This is a genomic window from Rhizobium sp. R635 (assembly GCF_002211285.1).
Lineage (GTDB): Bacteria > Pseudomonadota > Alphaproteobacteria > Rhizobiales > Rhizobiaceae > Rhizobium.
Map to the genome: position 1 here is coordinate 70,928 of NZ_LOKX01000032.1, position 21,962 is coordinate 92,889.

Sequence of the window (21,962 nt, forward strand, 5' to 3'; positions counted from 1 at the left end):
AGTTCAACCCGCCCGGAGCCGCCGGCGGACGATTCCGACGTGGAAGTCTGCGCCGTGCAGCAGGCCGGCATCGTTGAAATCATAGGTCGGATTATGCAGCGGCGGCGAGTGTTCGCCATTGCCGAGGAAGACGAAGCAGCCCGGCACCTTCGACAGGAACTGCGCGAAGTCTTCCGATCCCGTCATCGGCTTGTCCGCGACGGCGACATTCGACGCGCCGTAGAGATCGCGGGCCAGGGCGAGCGTTTCCTCCGTCAAGGCAGGGTCGTTCATGAGAGGGACGAATTCCCGGGTGTAGAGAACCTCGGCCTTGACGTTGTAAGTCATCGCCGTGCCCTCGGCGATCACCCGCATCTGCTTTTCGATCGTCTCGCTGATCTCGGAACGGAAGCTGCGGGCATCGCCGAGAATGCGGGCGGTGCCGGGAAGGGCGTTCCGCGTGCCATCGGTGATGAGTTCGGTGATGGAGACGACGCCGATATCGGCCGGGTCCAGCCGGCGCGACACGATGGTCTGCAGGTTGGTCACCAGCGCGCAAGCCGCGACGAGCACCTCATTGCCCCAGTGCGGCCGCGCGGCGTGGCCGCCGATGCCGGTCAAGGTAATTTCGAAATTGTCCTCGGCCGACATGATCGCTTCCGGACGCGTGCGGAAGCTGCCGACGCCGAGCCCCGGCATGTTGTGGATGCCGTAGATCTCGTCGAAGGGGAACCGTTCGAAGAGCCCATCGGCAATCATCGCGAGCGCGCCCTTGCCCCATTCCTCGGCCGGCTGGAAGATGAAGCGCACGGTGCCGTCGAAACCGGCTTCCTCAGCCAGGATCTTTGCCGCGCCGAGCAGCATCGTCGTGTGGCCGTCATGACCGCAGGCATGCATGATGCCTGGGTTTTGTGAGCGGTGCGGCAGGTCCGACTGCTCGTTGATTCTGAGCGCATCCATATCGGCGCGCAGCGCAATGGCGCGGTTGCCGCTGCCGCGCTTCAGCGTTCCCACGACACCGGTGCCGCCGACGCCTTCGGCGACCTCGTCGAAGCCGAACTCCCGCAGCTTGGCCGCAACGAAGGAGGATGTCCGTCGTTCCTCGAAGCCGAATTCAGGATGGGCGTGCAGATCGCGTCTCCACGCGGTCATTTCGGCATGAAGCGTGTTCCTGTCGATGGTCATTCCGGTGCTCCTTCCCCAGCGAGGCGGCGAACGACGTCGAGCAGGATGTTGGCGCCTGCGACGAGGTCTTCGTCGGCCGTAAATTCCTTCGGGTTATGGCTGATGCCGCCGGCGCTCGGGACGAAGATCATCGCCGAGGGGGCGATCCTTGCGATCATCTGCGCATCGTGGCCGGCGCCCGATGTCATGCGCCGGCAGGCGAGACCGCGGTCCCGCGCGGCCTTTTCGATGAGCGTCACGATCCCCTGGTCGAATTTCACGGGCTCGAACCGGGCAAGCCTTTCCACCGATATGCCGACCTGCTCCTCAGCCGATAGGCTTTTCAGGAAATCGGCGAGCGCGGCCTCTTCTTCCCTCAGCCGATCCTCGTCGGGATCGCGCAGATCGACCGTGAAGATCGCCCGCGACGGGATCACGTTGATCGCGTTCGGTTCGAAGCTCATGCAGCCCACCGTCGCGACGGTCGGCGTGTTGGATGCCTTTGCCCGCTCACGCAGGAAGGTGACGACCCGTGCTGCGGCGTGACCAGCGTCGCGGCGCATGGAAATCGGCGTCGTCCCCGCGTGGTTGGCGTCGCCAGTGATGGTCACGCGCTGCCAGGAAATGCCTTGAAGGTCTTCGACGGCGCCGACCGGAATGCCCTCGCGTTCGAGGACCGGTCCCTGCTCGATATGCAGCTCGATATAGGCATGGGGCTTGAGGAAACCCGGCCGATGCTCGCCGGCATAGCCGATCCGCTCGAGTTCGCGGCCGAGGACCGTTCCGTCGGTGCCGATGGTGGCGAGCGCCGCATCGATATCCAGGCCTCCCGCATAGGCGAGCGATCCCATCATGTCGGGCGCGTAGCGCACGCCTTCCTCATTGGTGAAGGCCGCCACGGCGATCGGCCTGGACGGCGTCAGCCCTTCCGCTTTCAGCGTCTCGATGACTTCGAGCCCCGAAAGCGTGCCATAGCAGCCGTCATAGATGCCGGCGTCGATGACGGTGTCGATGTGCGAGCCGATGAGAATAGGAGCTTCGTCCGCCGCGCCATCCGGTTTCCATATGCCGAAGATGTTGCCGATGCGGTCGACGGCGACTTCGAGCCCCGCCTCCCCGATCCATGCCACGAACTGGTCGCGGCCGAGCTTTTCCGTATCGGAAGCCGCCAGCCGGACGAGCCGGCCGTCGCTATCCCGGCCGATCTCGCCGAGCGTCCTGATGCGCCGGAGGAGACGGGCCGCATCGATGGATGGCCTGGTCATGTCAAGGCTCCTTCCCGGTTCTTCGTGGCGACTGCGGCGGGCGACAGCCCGGTGATCTCTTGATATTTGCCGGGATCGGTCGCGCCTTCGGTGTTGACGACGAAGATGCGGGAGCGGTTGTCGATCGAGAGCGCCGCCTTGATCGCCGGGTCGGCGACGGCCTTGATGGCGGCTGCGAGGCCGACGCCGCCGCTTTCGCCGGCGACGATGGCGGGATCGCCGGCGACGGGACGGGCAAGGCGGTTCATGATCCCGGTCGCATCCGCCTCGTCCACCGTCATGAAGGCGTCGGCGGCGCGGGAAAGGATGCGCCATGCGACCAGCGAGGGCTCGTAGCATTCGAGCATCGCCATGACGGTCGGCTCGCCATGGGCGATCGTCACGGGATGTCCGGCGCGTGCGGTCTCGAAGAGGCATGCCGCGCGGGCGGGATCGACGACGGTGAAGACGGGACGCCGCTCGCCGAGCGCGATCGCCAGATGGCCGGCGACCGCCGCCGCAATGCCGCCGACGCCGGATTGAATGAACACATGCGTCGGCGGTTCCGGCATCTGCCGGAGCGCTTCCCGAACGAGCGCGGTATAGCCCTGCATCACCAGGCCGGGGATGCGTTCATAGCCCGGCCAGGAGGTATCCGAGACGATGGTCCAGCCTTTCGCCTCGGCGACGCGGGCCGCCTCGCGCACGGAGTCGTCATAGGTTCCCGCAACCCGGATCATCTCCGCGCCGAAGCGGGCGATGGCGGCGACGCGCTCGTCGCTGACGCCGGAGTGGACGAAGATCGCGGCGCGCGCCCCGACGAGCTGCGCTCCCTGCGCAACGGAGCGGCCATGATTGCCGTCGGTGGCGCAGGCGACGGTCATCCCGCGCGCAACGGCGCGGACTTCTTCCGAATGCAGCTCGGCCATATCGACTGCGCGCCCGAGCCGCCGCTCAGCCTCTTCGAGAACGAGGCGGATTACCGCATAGGCTCCGCCGAGCGCCTTGAAGCTTCCGAGGCCGAGGCGATGGCCTTCATCCTTGACGTGGATCGCGGCAACGCCGATCTCGCGCGCCAGTCCCGGCAAGGCGACGAGCGGCGTCGGTGCATGGTCCTCACGGAAGGCGAGGTGGCGTTCCACCGCCTCGGCCGCGGCGATGCCGAGCGTTTCCGCATCCCTGGGGTCGAGCGGCAGGCGATAGTCTGGCGTGCTGTTCAAGAGAAACATGGCGAACCTCGATTTCCTGATTTCGCTGAACTCTATTGCAACAGAGGCGAAAAAGGCGCTGATATTCAGGCCTTCATTTGCAATTTTGTTTCATCGGAGCATGGATTTGAGCAAGCGCGTTCAGTCCTCCCATCTCGACGATTTCGACCGGAAGATCCTCGCCATTCTGCAGCGGGACAATATGACCCCGCAGCGAACGATCGGCGAGGCGGTGAACCTTTCGGCACCTGCCGTTCAGCGCCGGATCAAGCGGATGCGGGAGGAGGGCGTGATCCGGGCTGACGTTTCGGTCGTCGCGCCGGAGGCTTTGGGGCAGTCGATCACGATCTTCGTCGAGGTGGAGGTGATCAGCGAAACCGCCGATCAGATCGAGCGGGCGAAGACGGAATTCGCAGCCGCGCCCGAGATCCAGCAATGCTATTACGTCACCGGCGAGGCGGATTTCATTCTGGTGATCGTCGTGCCGTCGATGGCCGATTACGAGGCTCTGACGCGGCGGCTCTTCTTTGGCAACAATAATGTCAAGCGCTTCCGCACCTTCGTCGCGATGGATCGCGTCAAGGTCGGGCTTGATGTGCCGATCGGGTAGAACAATGCGGCGGCTGGTTTGCCGCCGCATCGGAATGCAGTTTAGGCGGCGCGTTTCAGCGCATCGCCGATCGTCGAGACGATCGTGTCGATCTGGTCTTTCTCGATGATGAGCGGCGGCGACAGCGCGATGATGTCGCCGGTCACGCGGATCAGCAGACCCTTGTTGAAGCAATCGACGAAGACGTCATAGGCGCGGGTTCCGGGCGCTGCGGCTCGCGGCGCCAGTTCGATCGCGCCGACCAGGCCGAGATTGCGGATGTCGACGACGTTAGGCAGGCCCTTCAGCGAATGCAGGGCCTCCTGCCAGTGGTCGGCAAGCTCGGCTGCGCGCGTCAGCAGGCCTTCCTCCTCGTAGATTTCGAGGGTGGCGAGGCCGGCGGCGCAGGCGACCGGATGGCCGGAATAGGTATAGCCGTGGAAGAGCTCGATCGCATTGTCCGGCCCGACCATCAGGCCGTCATAGATCTTGCGACTGGCAAAGACCGCGCCCATCGGGATCGCGCCGTTGGTGAGGCCCTTCGCCGTGGTGACGAGGTCGGGCACGACGCCGAAATAATCCACCGCGAACGGCGTACCGAGACGGCCGAAGCCGGTGATGACTTCGTCGAAGATCAGCAGGATGCCGTGCTTGTCGGCGGTGGCGCGCAGCTTCTCCAGATAGCCTTTCGGCGGCAGCACCACGCCTGCCGATCCCGACATCGGCTCGACGATGACGGCGGCGATGGTTTCGGCGCCGTGCAGCTGCACCAGGCGCTCGAGATCGTCGGCGAGTTCCACGCCATGGGCGGGAAGGCCCTTGGAAAAGGCATTGCGCTCGATGTCGAGCGTGTGGCGCATATGGTCGGCCGGAATTTGCGGGAAGACACGGCGGTTGTTGACGAGGCCACCGACGGAAATGCCGCCGAAGCCGACGCCGTGATAGCCCTTCTCGCGGCCGATGATGCGGGTGCGGGTGCCCTGGCCGATGGCGCGCTGATAGGCGATGGCGATCTTCAGCGCCGTATCGACCGATTCCGAACCGGAGCCGGTGAAGAAGACCCTGTCGAGCTTGGCGTCAGCGCCGCCCGGCGCGTTCGCAGCCAGCTTGGCGGCGAAGTCGAAGGCGATCGGATGGCCCATTTGGAAGGTCGGGGCATAGTCGAGGGTCGCAAGCTGGCGCTCGACGGCCTGGGAAATCTTCTTGCGGCCGTGGCCGGCATTGCAGCACCAGAGCCCGGCCGTGCCGTCAAGCACCTGGTTTCCGTCGACATCGGTGTAATACATGCCGTCGGCGGCAGCGAGAAGCCGCGGCGCCGCCTTGAACTGCCGGTTCGCGGTGAACGGCATCCAGAAATTTTCGAGTACGGGCGCGTTCGTCTTGTTGATCTGGTCCATCCTGGCCTCCTTGGGAATGGCCGAGAATGGCGTGATTTTCCCTTTTCAAACAAGTCCTTTTCTTTGCTGGCGTAACCCATTGAAAGAATGAGAATGGGAAGATATGTTTTCGATATTCTGGACAACAGAAACGAGCGCATTATGTCCATCGATATCGGCGGCCGCCTTCGCCATCTCCGCATCGCCCATAAGCTTTCCCAGCGCGAACTCGCCAAGCGCACCGGCGTGCCGAATTCGACGATCTCGCTGATCGAATCGAACGCCTCCAACCCTTCGGTCGGTGCCTTGAAGCGCATTCTCGACGGCATTCCGATCGGGCTTGCGGAATTTTTCGCCTTCGAGCCCGACCGCCCGAGGAAGGCCTTTTATGCGGCGGAGGAACTGGTGGAGATCGGCAAGGGCGCCATCTCGTTCAGGCAGGTCGGCGAAAACCTCTTCGGCCGCAGCCTGCAGATCCTCAAGGAGTGCTACCAGCCAGGTGCCGATACCGGCAAGGTGCCTCTCGTCCATGAGGGCGAGGAGGGCGGGATCGTGCTCTCGGGCAGGCTTGAAGTGACCGTCGACGACGAGCGGCGCATCCTGGGGCCGGGGGACGCCTATTATTTCGAAAGCCGGCGCCCACACCGCTTCCGCTGCGTCGGTCCGGTGCCCTGCGAAGTCATCAGCGCCTGCACGCCGCCGACCTTCTGATGCGTGTTAGCGGCCCTCGATACGGGCGAGCACGCCGTCGAGTGCTTCGCTCAGCGCGGCGATGCCGCCCTTCTTGTCGAAGTCGGACAGAACCTGCTCGTTCAATCCGCCCTTGGTCGCGAATTCGCGGCTCAGCGTGCTGAACGGCTCGGCGCCGGGGCCGCTTGCCTTCTGCGCCAGGCTTGCGAAGAGCGGGGCGATGTAGGCATTTGCTTTCGCTCTTTCGAGGCCGCTCTTTTCCAGCCAGACGCCGACCGTTTCCATGATTCCGAAATAGGTGGACATCATTGCGCTTGCGGCTGCGAGAAGGTCGTATTCCTTCCTCGACTGACATTGGACGGCCGTTCCAAGTGTATCGAACAGCGCTGCGACCGTATCGTCGGTCGGATAGATGGCGGTGACGCCCTGGCGCGTTGCGACGAAGGGCAGGGGGATCGCCTGCACGAGATGCACGTCGGCGCCGATCCAGTCGAGGAGGGCCTGGCGCTCCGTCGCCGCGACGACGCTGACGACCGTCTGCCCGGCCCTGAACGACAGTTCCCGCACGACCTCCTCGGCGACCTGCGGCCGTATCGCCAGGAACACCATGTCGCTGCGATCGACGACGTCCTGATTGTCCTTGGCGATTCTCACGGCGGCGAATTCGCCCTTTAGCGTCTCCGCAATGTGCGCGCTTCGCGGAGAGACGTGAATCTCGGTGGCATAGGCGGGCTCGGCGAGAAGCCCGCGAACCATCGCCTCGGTGATGACGCCGGTTCCGACGAAGCCGATGCTTTTGACATTCACCTGATCTACTCCGCGGCTCTGAGCGGCCCTAGCGCGACATCCGAAGCGCTCGGCAGGCGTCGTCTCATCGAGAAACTGACCGGACGGCAGAGCGAGCGACACGATCTCGTTGCTGAGCGTCTCATTGACGTCCTTTCAGCGCGCATTCGTTTCGCTTCAAATTCATCGGACACTTAGGTCCCTCTCTTTCGATGTGCCTGGCATTGGGCCAGAAATACGGCGTGCCGGCAACGTAATTTTTCGCTCCTCCTCATCGACGTGCCGTGGACTTATGTGTCGGCTCGTGGAAATCACCGGTGCGCAAGCGGTGGCTTGAAGCCGGGCGGCTTGAGGAAAGAGATCGTCTACGATATCCCAAGCATCTTGTCCCGACACAAGGAGCTTGGGAAATGCCATTCAACGCCGCACAGGTGACCGATCTCGGGAAGGCGCCCACGGCCTCGGATGTGATCCTGAAATTCATCCGCGATTCGATCGCGGACGGTTCGCTTGATGAAGGCGAACCGATCCGCCAGGACGATGTCGCGCGCCTTTTCAACGTTAGCAAGATCCCTGTCCGCGAGGCGCTCAAACGGCTCGAGGCCGAAGGCCTGGTGGAGTTTTATCGCAACAAGGGCGCGATCGTCACGAGCCTTTCGGAGCCGGAGATCGCGCAGATTTTCGAGGTGCGCGCGATCCTGGAAACGAATGCCATCAAGCTCTCGATCCCGCACATGACGCAGGAGACCTTCAAGGAGGCGCTCGCCTATTGCGATGCTTTCGCTGGGGAAACCGACGTCGCCCGCTGGTCGGAATTGAACTGGCGTTTCCATAGCCGCCTTTACGAGGATGCGCGCCGGCCCTTCCTCGTCAGCACGATCCGTTCGGTCAACGACCGGCTGGAACGATATCTCCGGGTGCAATTGACGCTGTCGCACGGCCAGCAGACGGCTGACCGCGAACACCGGCAAATCGTCGAAGCCTGCCGGGAGCAGGATGAGGACAGGGCAGCAGAACTGGTCTACGCCCACATCATGAGCGCGTGCCAATCGCTGCTCGAACATCTGCCCGGGAAAAGATCCCTTTAGGCGTCAGACGCCCGCTATCTTCGCTATGGCCTCAAACACGGAGCGGGGCATTTTCAGCCCTTCCGACGTGGAGGGATAGTCGATGCCGCTGACGCCGGGCACGAAGACGCCGTGGCCTTGCAGGCGGTTCGCCTGGCGGCGCGCGCGTTCGACAAGGTCGCGGTCAGCGCGTCCCGGCATCATCGCGACGACGGTCAATCCCACGGCGGGGCTGGTGTTTCCCGATCGGAAGGACGGCGTATCCAATGACCAGGGGCCGCCGGACAGGCCGGCCGACAGCATTTCCACCATCAGCGCCACATTGGCGCCCTTGCGCCCGCCGAAGGGAAGGAGGGCTCCGCCAAGCGCCTTTGCGGCATCCTGGGTTTCCTGTCCCGCTTCATCGACGGCCCATCCCTCCGGGATGCTGCGCCCCTCGGCTGCGGCCGCGACGACGTTGACATAGGCGGTCGCACTCGACGCCTGATCGATGAGGAGCGGCGGCGATCCCTCTCCGAGCGGAAAGCCGAAGGCCATCGGGTTCGTGCTGTAGACGGCAGGACCGCCCGCTTTGGCGACCACCATGGCATTGGCATTGGTCGCGGCGATGCCGACGATCCCTTCGCCGGCGAGACGGCGAACATAATAGCCGAGTTCTCCCGTCGTATAGCTGTTCGTTTGCGTGAAGACCGCGACGCCGAGCGTGCGCACCGCTTCGACCAGATCCTCGAAGGCAAGATCGAAACCGAGCTGCGCGATGCCCCGATCGGCATCCGCGGCGAAGAAGGCGGGATAGGGCCGCTCGCAGGTGGGGGAGGGATCGCGGTTGATGCGGCCCTCGCGGAAGCTGTCGAGGTAATCGACGAAATGCGGAAACCCAAGGGTTGGAGGTCCGTAAAGTGCTGCGGACAAGGTGGCGTCCACGAGGGACCGGGCGGTGGCATGGCTGGCGCCTGCCGCGAGGCAAGCGCGCATCGCCAGGCTCTCGGCTTCCGCCAGATCGAATACGACCTCATCCGACATCTCTAATCTCCTCCTGTTTCTCGCCTAGCCGGCCGGCCGGTCTCAGGCTTCTTTAGCAAAAGTGGGGACACGCTGACAGGTAAAATGTACAGTTATGTCTATTTTTCGCCTTCCCCCGGTTGACGGGTCCGCGTTTTCAGATATCGTATACGATATTACAAACCAATGGCTTATCAGACGCGTTACAAGAAAAGCGGAAGGCCAGGCATTGCTCCCATGAAAACGAACTCGCAACCCACCAGAGGAGGAAGCAGAAATGGGATTCAAGAGAACGATTCACGCGGTCGATACCCATGCCGGCACGCCGATGCGCGTGATCACGGGCGGCGTTCCGCACATTCCCGGAAACTCCGTTTATGAAAAGATGAAATGGCTGGAAAGCAATGACGACCAGTTGCGCAAGCTGATGCTGCGCGAGCCGCGCGGCTATCCCGCCCATTGCTGCAACATCATCGTGCCGCCGTCTCACCCGGAAGCGGATGCGGGTTATGTCATCATGGAGCAGATCGAATATCCGATGATGTCGGGCGGCAACACCATCTCGGTGGTCACGGTCCTGCTCGAGATGGGCATGCTTCCGATGAAGGAGCCTGTCACCGAACTGGTTCTCGAGGCGCCCGCCGGGCTCATTCGCATCAAGGCCGAATGCAGGGACGGCAAGGTCAAGAGCGTGACCTTCAAGAACGTACCGGCATTTGCCGCTCATCTCGATGCCGTCATCGACGTGCCGCATCTTGGAAAGGTCACTGTCGATGTCGGCTGAGGCGGCATGTTCTATGTCATCGCCGATGTCAGGCAGTTCAAGGGCCTTGAACTGATCCCGGCACATGGGCGGGAGATCGCGCGTGTTTCCGCGATGATCCGGCAGGCGGCCATCGAACAGTTGCAGGTTGCCCATCCGCATTATCCCGGCGTCGGCATTACGATCTCACAGCTGTCGGGGCCGACGGACGATCCTAAGGCCGACTGGAAAAATACGGTGACGATGGCCACGGGCGATCTTTCCTGGGATGATCCCGCCACCTGGACCGGAGCGCTCGATCGTTGCCCCTGCGGCACCGGCACCTGCGCGAAGATGGCCGTCCTGCATGCGAAGGGCGAGCTGCCGCTCAACCAGGATTTCCGCCATCAGGGAATCCTCGGCAACGTCTACACCGGCAGGCTGGTCGAAGAGGCAAGGATCGGCGACAAAGCCGCCGTCGTCCCGACGCTCTCCGGCACCAGCTGGATCTCCGGCCTGAATACGCTCGTTCTCGACAATGACGATCCCTTCACCGAAGGTTTCACCCCGGGAGACATCTGGGCTTAAAAAATCGGGCGCGCGACGGCATAGCCTCTGATGACGATCCCGCTTTCGTTTCGGATTTCATGTGGTTACAAGCTGAGCCAAGAACATTCGACCGAACGGAAGGCATCATGAAGCTCATGCGTCGCGCTCTCCTTGCATCCATCTGGGCGCTGATCGGCTGGAAAGCGGCATCGGCCAAAGAATCCGGCGAAGAAGCGGCGGCGCAGGCCGAGGCGTCATCGGTGACGCCCCGGCATGTCCTCTGTTTCCTCGGGAAGGAACGCGACCTGGGCGCCTTATCCGAAGCAGCATCAAAGGCAATCGGCGATTTCGCTGCCGGATTCAGCATCGACGAGGATTATTCCCAGGCCGAGCCCGATGACCGGATGAGCCGGTCGTTCGACGTCTGCTGGGACCGGGTCGAGCCCGATGCGTGGGATGCGGCGGACGAGCAGGCCGTCGCCGATCATCAATCCGTTCTCTATGTCCTCGGGCCGAGCATGGCGCAGGCCGACACGGTGAAGGTTTCGATGGTGGGGCTCCGCTTGGTCGAACGGATGATCGGCGCGGGAGCAGTCGCCGTGAAGGGCGAAAGCGCCGGCATCGCACACGGGCTCGATCGATGGAGAGAGCTGATCCGGCAGGGAGACGAAGCGCAGAAGGCCGGCGACACGCTCGCGGCGCAGCGCATCGGCCGCCTGGCTTTCGCGAAGCGGCCGCTCTCGGCGCGCGGCTATCTGGAAAGCGTCGGCTTCCATCTCGTGGGGCTGCCGGAGGTTTATGTGCCGGAAACGGCCGGCAGCGAAAGACAGGTCGTCGCCATCATCGATGCGGTGGCCGAGGAAATCGCCAAGCACGGCCTCGATCCGACGCTGAAAGCGCGCGGCGCAAGCCTCTCCTTCGATTCCACCTATGAAGTGGACGAGTTCAAGTTCAATCCTTACGGCATCGTCAAGCTCGCCGGGTGAGCCGGCGGGAACAGCACTCAATCGGTCTGCTGTTCCAATGTCTTGGCAAGCTCTTCATAGTGGCGGGCCGATCCCGCATTTTTCTCAGCGGCATATTTGGCGCTGATGAGCCGCGCCGCTTCGGCCGCGATACGGAAGGCGTCGATCCTGTTTTGCGGGTCTGACTCGGTCTGCCCGCCGATGTCGCCGTCGCTGAAGTTGCCGGCTCTGTATCCGTCGGTCAGATCGACGACGCCGATCTCCGGAATGCCGTCCTTCATCCGGCCGAAGAAGGCGGCCCCGGCCTTGTCGCCGTCACGGCGGCGCAGCATTCCTTCTCCCGACGCCTTTCCCTCGACGCAGGCACCGATCCAGAAGGTGGGGCCGCTGGTGAGGGAGGCGGGTGCCACGAATTTGCAGTGGCTGCCTGGATCTTGCGTCCATTGAAGATCGGCCGCCGCCGCCCCGGCAGGCGCGTGCGCGCACACCATCGCGACCAGGGCGACAGCATGCAGCCGCCGCATGCCGCCGAAGACCCTTCCCGCCGTCGCTTCCTGCTCTTGGTATCCACGATCGTTCATTGCGATTCTCCCGGGAAAGCCGATCGGCCGAAGCAATGCACCATTGCCGGCCCGGCGACAACGGACTGAATGTCGTTGGATTGATTGATGCAATCGCGAAGGAGCCTGCGGCTACTGCATGTCGCCCGGAAGTGTGCAGCGGTTCCGGGATAACGACATGCGTCAAAACAAAGAGCTAAAGCGCATCGCATGAATCACGTTTGACGCGATGTGCTTTAGTTATATTTTATCGTGTCGCTCACGCGTGGACGATTGAAGAAGTGGTGATCGAAGCTGTAGCCGTTCTGCCCGGTAAAGTTCGAAAAGAATGCCGAGACCGGTGTCGTCAACGTGTATTCCACCCGGGTCAGCACGACCTGCACGCCCGTCTCCTGGATCTTTTTCGGTATGTCGATCGCGCTCGCCGTGCCGGAAGCGAGTGACGACGTGTTGAACGCGGCGGACCAGTTGACGGTCGCCTTGCCGCTGTTGTCGACATCATTGACTGTCAGCGTGATCTTCAGTCCGGTGGTGTCATAAGGCTGCAGGATGAAGCTCGCGCCGGAAAGAAGCTTGGCGACGTCGGTGCTCGTCCAGGTGCTTTGCTGCGCGATCATGTCGCCTGTGCTGGAGGCGATCTCGTCTATCTTGCGGCTGACTGTGAGGGCATGACCGAGATCGACGGTGCCGAACAGCAGCACGATCAGGATCGGCAGCAGCAGGGCGAATTCCACGCCGGAAGCGGCCGCGCGGTCTCGCGCAAGTCGACGGATGGCGGGTCGGGCGAGGCTGAGGAGGGCGAGGCTCCGTTTCATGATCATGTCAGAAGGGCTCATTGCGGAACAGGGCGGAGGACCCGAGGAGATAGCTGCCGTCCGAAAGCTTGGCGCTCGACAGGCTGAAGAAATTGACGGAGGCTTCCCAGGGCAGGAACGCCTGCACCAGAATGTAGTCGCTGCCCTTGCCGATATCATAAGTCTGGGTGACGGCGAGTTTGCCGTTGTTGTCGATCGGATCGGTGCTGGTGGCGGAGGAGAGGTCGGAAAGCACGCTGACCTTGACGACGAGACCGCTGGAGCAGCTGAAGGATAGCAGCATGTCGTCGCAAATTTTGCTCTTGAATGTAGCCAGTGTGATCTTCGAGGACGCGACCTCGCCGGTGCGGATCATCCGTGAGATCTTGTGAACCGAAGCGTCCAGCGAGGAGTTGACGAAGAACATCAGCGACACTTCGATAATGCCGAAGATCATGATGAAGAGCGGCAGGGCCAGGATCGCAAATTCGATCGCGGCCACCCCCTTGCGATCGCCGAGCAGGCGGCGAAACGATGCAAAGCGTTTTCTTGCGGTCATTGAGTCAGCCGGACTGCGGAGAGATATTGGGTAAAGAGCGTCGACAGGCCTTCCGTGATCTCCGTCGACGACGATGCTGATATGAACAGGCTCTTCGACGACGCGCAGTCGCCAAGCGCGTAGGGGATGTAATCCCGTCTGGTAATGCTGCTCGAAACGTCGCTGTCCATGGTGCCGCCCCAGGTGCTCTTCCAGTTGGCGCTTGCCATGGTCGAGCCGACGGTTGCGTTATAGCCCCAGTCCGTGGTGATCGGCAGATATTCGGTGTAGAGCACCGCCATCGTGTTGGATTGGTTCTTCAGATAGCCGCACCAGTCGGGATTGAGAGGCGCCACCTTGTTCCAGTAGGCCCCATATTTCCTATCCTTCGTTACCTTGTCGGTCACCCATTCGCGCTGCGACTGGACACCGTCCGTCAGCAGCAGAACCAGCTTGAGCGGCGCGCCCGAGGAGGTGCCATCCCCTCCGGCGCCGACTTTCTGCTTGAGCGTCGAAAGCGATACGTCGAAATAGGTGGCCGCCTTCGAGGTTGCGCTCGTAAGGCCGTAATTCGCGTCCGCGAGGCGGTTGCGCGCCTCGTCCGTGCTCAGCGTCGGGGTCAGAACTTCCGTAAGCGTATCGCCCAGACTGTATAATCCGACCTTGATCCGTTCATGATTCTCGTCGGATTCGTCGATCATGTCGAGCACTTCGCGGACGGCGTCCCCGGCGACGTCGGCGCGCAGTTTTATCTTCTTTTCCTTGCTGTAGTCGTAATTGGTGGCGTATGTCGTCTTGCCGATGGTGTGTGAATCGCCCGTGTGGCAGGCGAACTGGCATTTGATGCCGGCATACATGGCCGACTGGCCTGACGTCGTTGCCGCCAGCAGCATCGAAGGTGATGTGTCGATAACGATATAGACATTGAGATAGGACGTGGCCGGTCCCTTGACGGCGCTTGCCACGCTGACGGGGACGGTCTCGATATTGGCGATCTTCATGAACGTCGTCGGAACGGTGCCGCTCGCCGTCGCCGTGATGTTGTGGTTTGACGTATCGATGTCGATTTCGCCAAGCGTGTAGCTGTTGTCCACCTGCGCATGGAACCAGTCGGCAACCTTTTCCTTGAGAGCGTCGGTGTCCTCGGTGTTGTTGATCTGCTTGACCGCGGCGATCAGGGCCGCGTCGAGGTCGCTCTGCATCCTCTGCCGGACATTGTAGCTGCGAATATAGTCGAAGCTCGCGCCGACGGCGATGAGCATCGGCACGAGGCTGAGGGCGACGACGATCGCGACGTTGCCGCCCCTGTCCCTTCCGAGACTGCGAAGGGCGCTCACAATTCGATCGAGTGATGAAAGGGCCGACTTCAAAAAACACCGTGACGCAAGACAAAAAATAGCAAAAGCAAGATGTATCGAGAAGACTTGAGGGTTTGTTAATTTCCCGGTTCCTGACGGAAGATGAGTCGCCGACGCAGTGTTTGCTGCGCTTATTGGACAGGTTTGCGAATTATGGATATTCGCTGCGCCGGCGGCGCGAGTGGACCGAGCCTCGTTCAGCGCTGCATCAGGAGATCATACAAGCGTTTTTGAACCTCTTGCGAAGACATGTTCCTGTTGTTGAAAAAATCTCCCACTACGGCAATCCAACCTTCGGACATCTGGGTCGGCATGGCCTGGGATTGGGCGCTGACTTCACCCTTCCTGGCCTTGATCATCTCCAGTCCGAGCTTGCCGCAATGATCAAGCCCGGACGGGTCGACGTCGGTGCGCACGGGCAGCGATCCCTTTATCCGGCTGAACGCGACCTGATTGTCGCGATCGAGCACCATGCGGGCGAAGGCTTCCTGCCCCTCAGTGGTGCCGTCGCGATTGGTGAGCGGGAAGGCGAAGGCGTCGATCACCATGAAATAGGCGATCGACGTGCCGGGAACGAGGCTGCAATCGAAATCCTTGTCGACGCCGTAGCCGCTCGCCACAAGCTCGCCCTTGGCCCAGTCGCCCATGAACTGCATGCCGGCCTGACCCTTGCCGACTGCCGCAGTGGCATCGGCCCAAGTCTTTTCCTTTCGCTGCTCGAACGGCTCCACGTAATCGGAGAGATGCAGCAGCAGATCGAGCGCTTCGATCATGCGCGGATCCCGCACGAGTTCGGCATCGCCGCTCATGAGACGGGCGTAACCTTCCGGGCCGAACTTGTGATAGACGATGTCGTTGAAGATGAGAGAGACCTCCCATCGCTTGCCGCCGAGCGCGATCGGCACGCGTCCCGTCACCTTGATCTTTTCAGCCGCCTGGAAGATCTCCTCCCAGGACTGCGGCACCTTCACGCCCGCTTCGGCAAATGCCGCCTTGCTTGTCCAGAGCCAGTTTTCGGCGTGGATGTTGGTCGGGGCGAAGTAAACCTTTCCCTTGTAGGAGATACGGTCGAGAACCGTCGCGGGAATGACGTCCCGCCAATGGTCCGCCTCGGCGATATCGTCGATATCCTGCACGATGCCCATTTCCGGCAGTTCGCGCGATCCCTCGTTCGCATTCCACTGCATGACCGCCGGCGCGTATCCGTTGGCGATGCGGTCGCTCACCACGCGCTGGACGGCAACCTTGTTTTCTGCCGGCATATCCACCCATTTGTTGCCGGCTGCCGTCCAGGCCTTGCGGTAAACGTCGAGCGCGGCAGATTCGCTTTTCGAGATCCAGTAATGCACGACATCCACCGTCAGGCCTTGTCCCGCAAAGGCCTGCGTTGCAGGAGCAGCGGCCGCCAGAGCCGCGGCAAGCCATGCCCGTTTGATTCCCAGTTTCATTCCTTGCCCCTTTTCATTGATGATCCTGCCGCATCGCTCCCGTGCGCCGCTCACAGGACGGTTTCAGCTCGCAATTTTCGTGACCGCGCGGATATTTTTCGCGGGGCCGGACGGCGCAGCAATCGTTCGGTCGCCGCAGAAGCCGGTTCCGGCTTGGCATAGAGATAACCTTGACCGGTCTCGCAGCCGGCGTTCAGAAGGAAGGCGCGCTGCACCTCGTCTTCGATGCCTTCCGCAACACAGCGTTTGCCGAGGTTGCGGGCGAGATCGATGATCGCCCTGATGATCTGCTCCGAGCGAACATCCTTGCCGATCTCGGCAACGAAACTGCGGTCGATCTTGAGTTCGTCGAAGGGGAAGTCGCGCAAATGCACGAGCGAGGCAAAGCCGGTGCCGAAATCGTCGAGTGAGACCGAGACCCCGTGTTGGCGGAACCGGGAGATGGTTTCGGCGATCTGATTGGCGCCGCGATTTAGAAAGACATCTTCCGTGACTTCGATGGCGAAATCGCGCCAGTCGAGCCGGTTCGCCTTGACCGCCGCAGCTATGAAATCATAGCCGTCATGGCTGACGAGCAGGGCTTCCGGCAGATTGATGGCGACCGATCCAGCGATGAGCCCCGCCGCCTTCCATGCTTTGAGATCGCGCGCCACCGTATTGACGATGCAGCGCGTCATGCTTTGGATGAGGTGGCCCTCCATCAGCGGCAGGAAGCGGCCGGGCGGCAGAATGCCGAGCTGCGGGTGGCGCCAGCGCACCAGTGCCTCGAAGCCGAGATGCCCGCCCGTCTGCAGGTCGACCTTTTGCTGGTAGTAGACGACGAACTCGTCGCGGTCGGCGGCGAAGGCCAGCGCTGCGGCAAGCCGGTTCTGTTCCAGGCGCTGGGCGAAGGATGTTTCGTCGAAGATGACGGCCGTGTTGCGCTTGGCCTTGGCGGCGTAAAGCGCCACATCGGCAATGCGCATGAGGGTCGTCTCGTCGGAGGCGTGGCCGGGCACGACGGCGCCGCCGATACTCGCCGAAACCGGCAGCAGCCGCCCTTCGAAATGACATTCCGCCGCAATGGCGGCAACGGCGCGTGCGGCAATTCCTTCCAGCGTCGCGGCATCGGAAATGCCGGGAAGGAGAGCGGCGAACTCGTCGCCGCCGAGCCGGGCGACGACGTCGCCGGCGCGGAAGGTCTTCTGCAGCGCGGTTGCGACGTGGCTCAGTACGGCGTCGCCCGCCGGATGACCGAAACTGTCGTTGGTTGCCTTGAAGAAATCGAGATCGACCAGCAGCATCGAAAAGCCTGCGCCCGTTCGCTCGAGGGAAGAAAACAGCCCGTTCAATGCCTCGTTGAACGAGGACCGGTTGCCGAGGCCTGTCAGCGTGTCCGTATGCGCGAGATGGGTGAGCTTGATCTCGAAATCGAGCGTCCGGCGGTGCTCGGTGCGCAGCTTTACGAGGAGCGGTATGAAGAGGATGATCGTTGCCAGGATGAGCGTGGCCGCGGTGAGGCTGAGGAGCACGGCGCTGATGAGGCGGGTATGGTCGATGCTCACATCGCTCCGGTCGTGCGCACTGTCGATCAGGGCGCTGAACTGACGCATCAGCACGCTGTCGGAAGAAACGGCGAAATCGATCGGGCCCCAGAAACTGTAACGCTCCCGCCGCTCCTGCAATTTCGCGGCGACGACGCGTTCGGCCCTATGAAGAAAATCTTCCAGCCGTCCGTCGAGTTCGAGGCGCAATTTCTCGGCGGCCGGGTCCGGCCCGTTGAGCCGTTGGAGAAAGTTCGCTTCGACCTCGTCGTTCAGGTCGTTCAGCTCGACGCTCATGGCGCGGATCTCGTCGATCGCCTTTTGAACGTCCTCGACCATTGGCCGGATGATATATTCCGGCATGTTCGGATCGGTCGAGGCCCGCATGACCGCCCGCGTCTGGTTGGCAAGCTGCTGGAAGCGGATGAACTGGCGCCCGGTGAGATAGCTGATGTCCTGTTGCAGCGTATGGCGATCGAGGGCGACCTTGACCGTCAGGAAGGTCGCGCCGATCAGAACCGTCATGACGACGACGGCGGCGACGTAATGCCGCCCGATGGAGCGAATATATCTCGCCACGGATGAACGGGATTCGCCCGATGGCGCCGCTTTTTCGATGTCCGATCCTATCACCATTCACGCTCCATCAGGAAAACATAAGCGGGCTGAGCTGCCTCGGCCCGAGCGCCGGTGAGCCCGTCTTGAAATCCCTGCTGCTTCCAACGCGCAGGCTTCGCGCCAAACGCGTTCGCGCCGGAGAGTTGCGTCACGATGATTTTCCTGAAAATCGGCCGTCATGGCCCTGGTCCGCGCGCCGGGCACTGGCACGCCGGGAATATGAATCTGCCGTCGATCTCGCTGCAACCCTACGATCGCCGCCGACCGCAGCGCTGCCGCGGGAGCTCTTGGGACCGCGGCAGCGCGCGCTCGCTCAGGGCTTGCCGCGAGCGAATGCCGGCGCAATTCTGCGCCTCGAGAAATTTCAAACGACGGGAATGTTCCGGTTTTTTAGGGCCGGCGCCACCACGCCAACCGAGCTGCGCCGTGAAAAGCTGCCGTCATGCGGAGCCCCGATTATCTGCCATTTTCCTTCCCCCTCTGACCTGCGCCGTCTTCCTTGATGAGCGGCACGGATTGGCTCGTCCTGCAATCCGTCTTCATGGCGGAGAAGTTCAAGCAGCACCTCGTTCGAGCAGTAAGCTGCGGAAGGTCTGGTTTCAGAAGCGTAAATGCTTTTGGAGAAAAGGCAATGAAACCAGCTCCTTGCAGGAAAACTGATATGAATGCGTCGCGTTTTGGCTAAGGGCTTCGGATTTCGGATAAAGCGGCTCCGTTCCGGAATCGTTTTCGCCGGCTTCGCCTCCAATCCGTCCTGCTGAACCCCTGAAATGTTTCCCGCCACGAATATGAAGGAACAGGCCGGCGGGTTTCTGCCGATAAAACTATCCATATTGCGCGCGGACGATCCGTATCGCGCGCCGAAAATTGCAATGTCGCCGGAGAATGAGCGATCTCTTAATTTTCTGACCGCAGTGTTCGAAACCGAGCGACGTGCTCGATTGCAGCGGACCCGCGCCCCTCAAATGACTTGGGCGGCTTTCTTGGAAGAACACCAGCCGGGTGGATGAGATATCCGGTTGTTACTCATGGTGAGTAAACGCATGACGAAGTCGTCGTCCCAACAGCCTCGGCCGCCTGCCCGTTTTACGGAAGGCTACGACGGCGAGGCAAAAGGAGCGCAGCATCAGGACGCCGCGATCGACCGGGAAGCGCTTCTCGACGCATTGCTGGGGCCATTTCCCCTTCCGCTTTTCTACAAGAACCCGCATGGCCGTTATATTGGCTGCAACAAGGCTTTCGAAGACTTTTGCGGCCACGGACGCGAAGAGATCATCGGGAAAACGGATTTCGATCTCAATGCGAAGCATCTGGCCGAATTCTATTCCGTCGAGAACGAGGCGCTCCTCGAAAGAGGTGGAGCCCAGCACTCCGAAAGAAAGATGCTCACCGCGAGCGGTGCGGTGCGTGATGTGGTCTGCAACAAGGCGGTGCTGTCAGGCGAAAACGACGTTCCGGCCGGCCTGATCGGCGCCGTCATCGACATCACCGAGCACAAGCAGGCGGAGCGGGAGCTCAAGAAGGCGCTCGAATTCGCGGAAGGTATCCTCACCGCCATCCCGGACGTTCTGTTCGAGGCAGATGAGGACGGCCGCTATCTCCAGGTCTGGACAAGAAATCCGGACCTGCTGGCCCAGCAGAAGGAGATGCTGCTCGGCAGGACGGTCAACGATATTCTTGCGCCCGAGCAGGCGGCCATCGCGATGGAGGCCCTTCACACGGCCGGCCGGGAGGGCGTTGCCTACGGCCGATGCATCTGCATCGCTCTTCCGAACGGCGAAACGCGGTGGTTCGAGCTGTCCGTGGCCAAGCGACCGAGCGCCGATCCCACCGCCGCCACCACGCTCCTGGCATTCTCGCGTGACATTACCGAGCGAAAACAGGCGGAAGACGCCATCAACTCCGTGCGGACGCAATTGCTCAGCGTGCTCCAGACCATGCCCGACATGATCTGGCTCAAGGACATGGATGGCGTCTATCTCCTGTGCAACCACACCTTCGAGCGGCTGACAGGGCTGGCGGAAGCAGACGTCGTCGGAAAGACGGATTTCGAGCTGTTCGACATCGAAAGGGCTCGGTTTTTTCGGGAATCGGACAAAGCGGCGATCAAGGCCGGCGAGTGCATCCTCAGCGATGAGGAATGGGTCGTTTCGCAGGACAATGGTCAATCCATTCTTCTTGAAACCCGCAAGGTGCCGGTCATGGATGCGGCGGGAGAAGTCGTCGGGGTTCTCGGCGTGGCGCGTGATGTGACCGAGCTGAATGCCTCGCGCCAGAAGATCCACCAGATGGCCTTTTACGATCCCTTGACCTCGCTTCCGAACCGGTCGCTGTTCAACGATCGGCTGCGGCAGATGATCACCTCGGCTGGATCGCGGGGCCAGCGGGCCGGCGTGATGCTGATCGACATCGACCACTTCAAGGTGGTGAACGATACGATGGGGCATCCGGTCGGCGACCAGTTGCTCTGCCAGGCGGCCGCGCGCCTCAATGCGAGCGTGCGCGATTACGACACCGTCGCGCGCCTTGGCGGCGACGAGTTCGCCATCCTGCTGCCGGATCTCAGGCAAGGCGACGATCTCGGCCGGATCGCCAGCGGCATTCTCGAGAAGTTCAAGGACGGCTTCCTGCTGGATGGCAAGGAGGTCTTCATTTCCTGCAGCGTCGGCATCGCGCTCTATCCCGGCGACAGCGCCGACGCCAATGATCTGGTGAAATACGCTGATTCGGCGATGTATCTCGCCAAGCGCTCGGGGCGAAACAATTTTCGCTTTTATTCCAAGGACCTGACGGCGAACGCCGAGGAGCGCATGCGGCTGGAATCGGAATTGCGCCGCGCGATCGAGCGCGAGGAACTGGAACTGCATTACCAGCCGAAAGTGCTTCTGGACAGCGGCGCGATGGTCGGTTCGGAAGCCTTGCTGAGATGGCGTCACGCCGAGATGGGCATGATCCCGCCCGACCGCTTCATTCCGGTCGCGGAAGATACCGGGCTGATCGTCGAGCTCGGGCGATGGGTGCTGCGCGAGGCCTGCCAGACCGCGGTCGAATTGAACGCCGAAAGCCAGGCGCCGCATAAGGTGGCGGTCAACCTTTCGGCCAAGCAATTCCAATCCGCCGGACTGGTAAAGTCGATCGCCGATATTCTCGGCGAGACCGGTTGCCGGGCGGAATGGATCGAAATCGAAATCACCGAAAGCCTTCTGCTCGATCAGAAGGACGAGACGCTGCAGACGCTCTCCGAACTTCGCAGCATGGGATTTTCGATCGCCATCGACGATTTCGGCACCGGCTATTCCGCGCTGAATTACCTCGCGCGCTTTCCGATCGACACGCTGAAGATCGACCGGTCGTTCATCAACAGCGCCGACAGGCGCAACGAGGAACTCGTCAAAGCGATCCTCTCCATCGCGCGCTGTCTTGGGCAGAATGTCGTTGCGGAAGGCGTCGAAACGGCCGAGCAGGCAGCCTTTCTTGCCGCGAACGGATGCGGCTCGGCGCAAGGGTTCCTTTACAGCCGGGCGGTGCCGAAAGCGGATATCATCGCGCTCAGGCAGCGCTCTCCTGCCGGCGGCTCCCATCCGGGCGAGATGTGGGTTCGCGGGTGAATTCCGTCATCAGGAACGCCATCGAGCGGCGTGCCGCTTGAAACGGAGCGCGCCGCCGGTGCCTCGGCCCTTAGTAAATGATGGGAAGCCGAAGTCCTGTCGTCTTCGGTTGCGCTATCCGATTGTCGCAGCTCTGTCCACTTGGCGCAGCAAA

General features: G+C 62.0%; 19 protein-coding genes and 1 pseudogene. 6 read left to right on the forward strand and 14 right to left on the reverse strand.

The features are described 5' to 3' along the window. Nucleotides 1–3 precede the first annotated feature (3 nt). From ATY78_RS19910 to ATY78_RS19920, 3 genes are read right to left on the reverse strand one after another with little or no spacing between them, the layout of a single operon-like run. Complete coding sequence (locus ATY78_RS19910) at nucleotides 4–1,164, reverse strand: M20 aminoacylase family protein (protein WP_088684032.1); 1,161 nt, start codon at nucleotides 1,162–1,164, stop codon at nucleotides 4–6. After that, nucleotides 1,161–2,408 (reverse strand): Zn-dependent hydrolase, encoded by a 1,248-nt coding sequence (locus ATY78_RS19915; RefSeq protein WP_088684033.1) that lies wholly within the window; start codon nucleotides 2,406–2,408, stop codon nucleotides 1,161–1,163. The genes ATY78_RS19910 and ATY78_RS19915 overlap by 4 nt, the downstream gene beginning before the upstream one ends. Next, complete coding sequence (locus tag ATY78_RS19920) at nucleotides 2,405–3,616, reverse strand: diaminopropionate ammonia-lyase (RefSeq protein ID WP_088684034.1); 1,212 nt, start codon at nucleotides 3,614–3,616, stop codon at nucleotides 2,405–2,407. Before ATY78_RS19920 ends, ATY78_RS19915 begins: the two co-directional genes overlap by 4 nt. 106 nt (nucleotides 3,617–3,722) lie before the next feature. Here ATY78_RS19920 and ATY78_RS19925 point away from each other — a divergent pair, with 106 nt between their 5' ends. Beyond that, entirely contained in the window at nucleotides 3,723–4,205 is a 483-nt protein-coding gene (locus tag ATY78_RS19925; RefSeq protein ID WP_088684279.1) for an Lrp/AsnC family transcriptional regulator, read from the forward strand. A gap of 41 nt (nucleotides 4,206–4,246) precedes the next feature. Here the strand turns inward: ATY78_RS19925 and ATY78_RS19930 are convergent, their stop codons facing one another. Further along, nucleotides 4,247–5,581 (reverse strand): aspartate aminotransferase family protein, encoded by a 1,335-nt coding sequence (locus ATY78_RS19930; protein WP_088684035.1) that lies wholly within the window; start codon nucleotides 5,579–5,581, stop codon nucleotides 4,247–4,249. A 141-nt stretch (nucleotides 5,582–5,722) separates the two neighbouring features. Here ATY78_RS19930 and ATY78_RS19935 point away from each other — a divergent pair, with 141 nt between their 5' ends. After that, nucleotides 5,723–6,271, forward strand: coding sequence for a cupin domain-containing protein (locus ATY78_RS19935; RefSeq protein ID WP_064696882.1), 549 nt, complete (start codon nucleotides 5,723–5,725; stop codon nucleotides 6,269–6,271). 6 nt (nucleotides 6,272–6,277) lie between these two features. Here ATY78_RS19935 and ATY78_RS19940 read toward each other — a convergent pair whose 3' ends face one another. Continuing rightward, entirely contained in the window at nucleotides 6,278–7,057 is a 780-nt protein-coding gene (locus tag ATY78_RS19940) for a pyrroline-5-carboxylate reductase (RefSeq protein ID WP_088684036.1), read from the reverse strand. Nucleotides 7,058–7,446: 389 nt separating this feature from the next. On the opposite strand from ATY78_RS19940, the gene ATY78_RS19945 reads away from it, so the two are divergent. Further along, complete coding sequence (locus ATY78_RS19945; RefSeq protein ID WP_088684037.1) at nucleotides 7,447–8,124, forward strand: GntR family transcriptional regulator; 678 nt, start codon at nucleotides 7,447–7,449, stop codon at nucleotides 8,122–8,124. 3 nt (nucleotides 8,125–8,127) lie between these two features. Here the strand turns inward: ATY78_RS19945 and ATY78_RS19950 are convergent, their stop codons facing one another. Further along, the gene (locus ATY78_RS19950) at nucleotides 8,128–9,126 is read right to left on the reverse strand and encodes an Ldh family oxidoreductase (RefSeq protein WP_088684038.1); all 999 of its coding nucleotides are present in this window, start codon (nucleotides 9,124–9,126) and stop codon (nucleotides 8,128–8,130) included. A gap of 256 nt (nucleotides 9,127–9,382) precedes the next feature. Here ATY78_RS19950 and ATY78_RS19955 point away from each other — a divergent pair. Together ATY78_RS19955 and ATY78_RS19960 are read left to right on the forward strand one after the other, a co-directional pair. Continuing rightward, a pseudogene (locus ATY78_RS19955) lies at nucleotides 9,383–10,435 on the forward strand (proline racemase family protein). A gap of 107 nt (nucleotides 10,436–10,542) precedes the next feature. Beyond that, the gene (locus tag ATY78_RS19960; RefSeq protein WP_088684039.1) at nucleotides 10,543–11,382 is read left to right on the forward strand and encodes a hypothetical protein; all 840 of its coding nucleotides are present in this window, start codon (nucleotides 10,543–10,545) and stop codon (nucleotides 11,380–11,382) included. A gap of 17 nt (nucleotides 11,383–11,399) precedes the next feature. Here the strand turns inward: ATY78_RS19960 and ATY78_RS19965 are convergent, their stop codons facing one another. From ATY78_RS19965 to ATY78_RS28610, 8 genes are all read right to left on the reverse strand, one after another. Then, nucleotides 11,400–11,942, reverse strand: coding sequence for a hypothetical protein (locus ATY78_RS19965; RefSeq protein ID WP_088684040.1), 543 nt, complete (start codon nucleotides 11,940–11,942; stop codon nucleotides 11,400–11,402). A gap of 215 nt (nucleotides 11,943–12,157) precedes the next feature. Then, a complete protein-coding gene (locus tag ATY78_RS19970) occupies nucleotides 12,158–12,742 on the reverse strand; it encodes a TadE/TadG family type IV pilus assembly protein (RefSeq protein WP_088684041.1) in 585 nt (194 codons plus the stop codon). A gap of 1 nt (nucleotide 12,743) precedes the next feature. Continuing rightward, nucleotides 12,744–13,274, reverse strand: coding sequence for a TadE/TadG family type IV pilus assembly protein (locus ATY78_RS19975; protein ID WP_088684042.1), 531 nt, complete (start codon nucleotides 13,272–13,274; stop codon nucleotides 12,744–12,746). Further along, a complete protein-coding gene (locus tag ATY78_RS19980) occupies nucleotides 13,271–14,623 on the reverse strand; it encodes a TadE/TadG family type IV pilus assembly protein (protein ID WP_088684043.1) in 1,353 nt (450 codons plus the stop codon). The genes ATY78_RS19975 and ATY78_RS19980 overlap by 4 nt, the downstream gene beginning before the upstream one ends. 185 nt (nucleotides 14,624–14,808) lie before the next feature. After that, nucleotides 14,809–16,059, reverse strand: coding sequence for an ABC transporter substrate-binding protein (locus tag ATY78_RS19985; protein WP_088684044.1), 1,251 nt, complete (start codon nucleotides 16,057–16,059; stop codon nucleotides 14,809–14,811). A 50-nt stretch (nucleotides 16,060–16,109) separates the two neighbouring features. After that, the gene (locus ATY78_RS19990; protein ID WP_088684045.1) at nucleotides 16,110–18,218 is read right to left on the reverse strand and encodes an EAL domain-containing protein; all 2,109 of its coding nucleotides are present in this window, start codon (nucleotides 18,216–18,218) and stop codon (nucleotides 16,110–16,112) included. Next, nucleotides 18,212–18,352, reverse strand: a complete 141-nt coding sequence (locus ATY78_RS28605; RefSeq protein ID WP_190237493.1) for a hypothetical protein — start codon at nucleotides 18,350–18,352, stop codon at nucleotides 18,212–18,214. Before ATY78_RS28605 ends, ATY78_RS19990 begins: the two co-directional genes overlap by 7 nt. A 212-nt stretch (nucleotides 18,353–18,564) precedes the next feature. Beyond that, nucleotides 18,565–19,032 (reverse strand): hypothetical protein, encoded by a 468-nt coding sequence (locus ATY78_RS28610; protein ID WP_190237494.1) that lies wholly within the window; start codon nucleotides 19,030–19,032, stop codon nucleotides 18,565–18,567. 211 nt (nucleotides 19,033–19,243) lie between these two features. Here ATY78_RS28610 and ATY78_RS20000 point away from each other — a divergent pair, with 211 nt between their 5' ends. Beyond that, nucleotides 19,244–21,808, forward strand: a complete 2,565-nt coding sequence (locus ATY78_RS20000) for a bifunctional diguanylate cyclase/phosphodiesterase (protein ID WP_190237495.1) — start codon at nucleotides 19,244–19,246, stop codon at nucleotides 21,806–21,808. The last annotated feature ends 154 nt before the right edge of the window (nucleotides 21,809–21,962 follow it).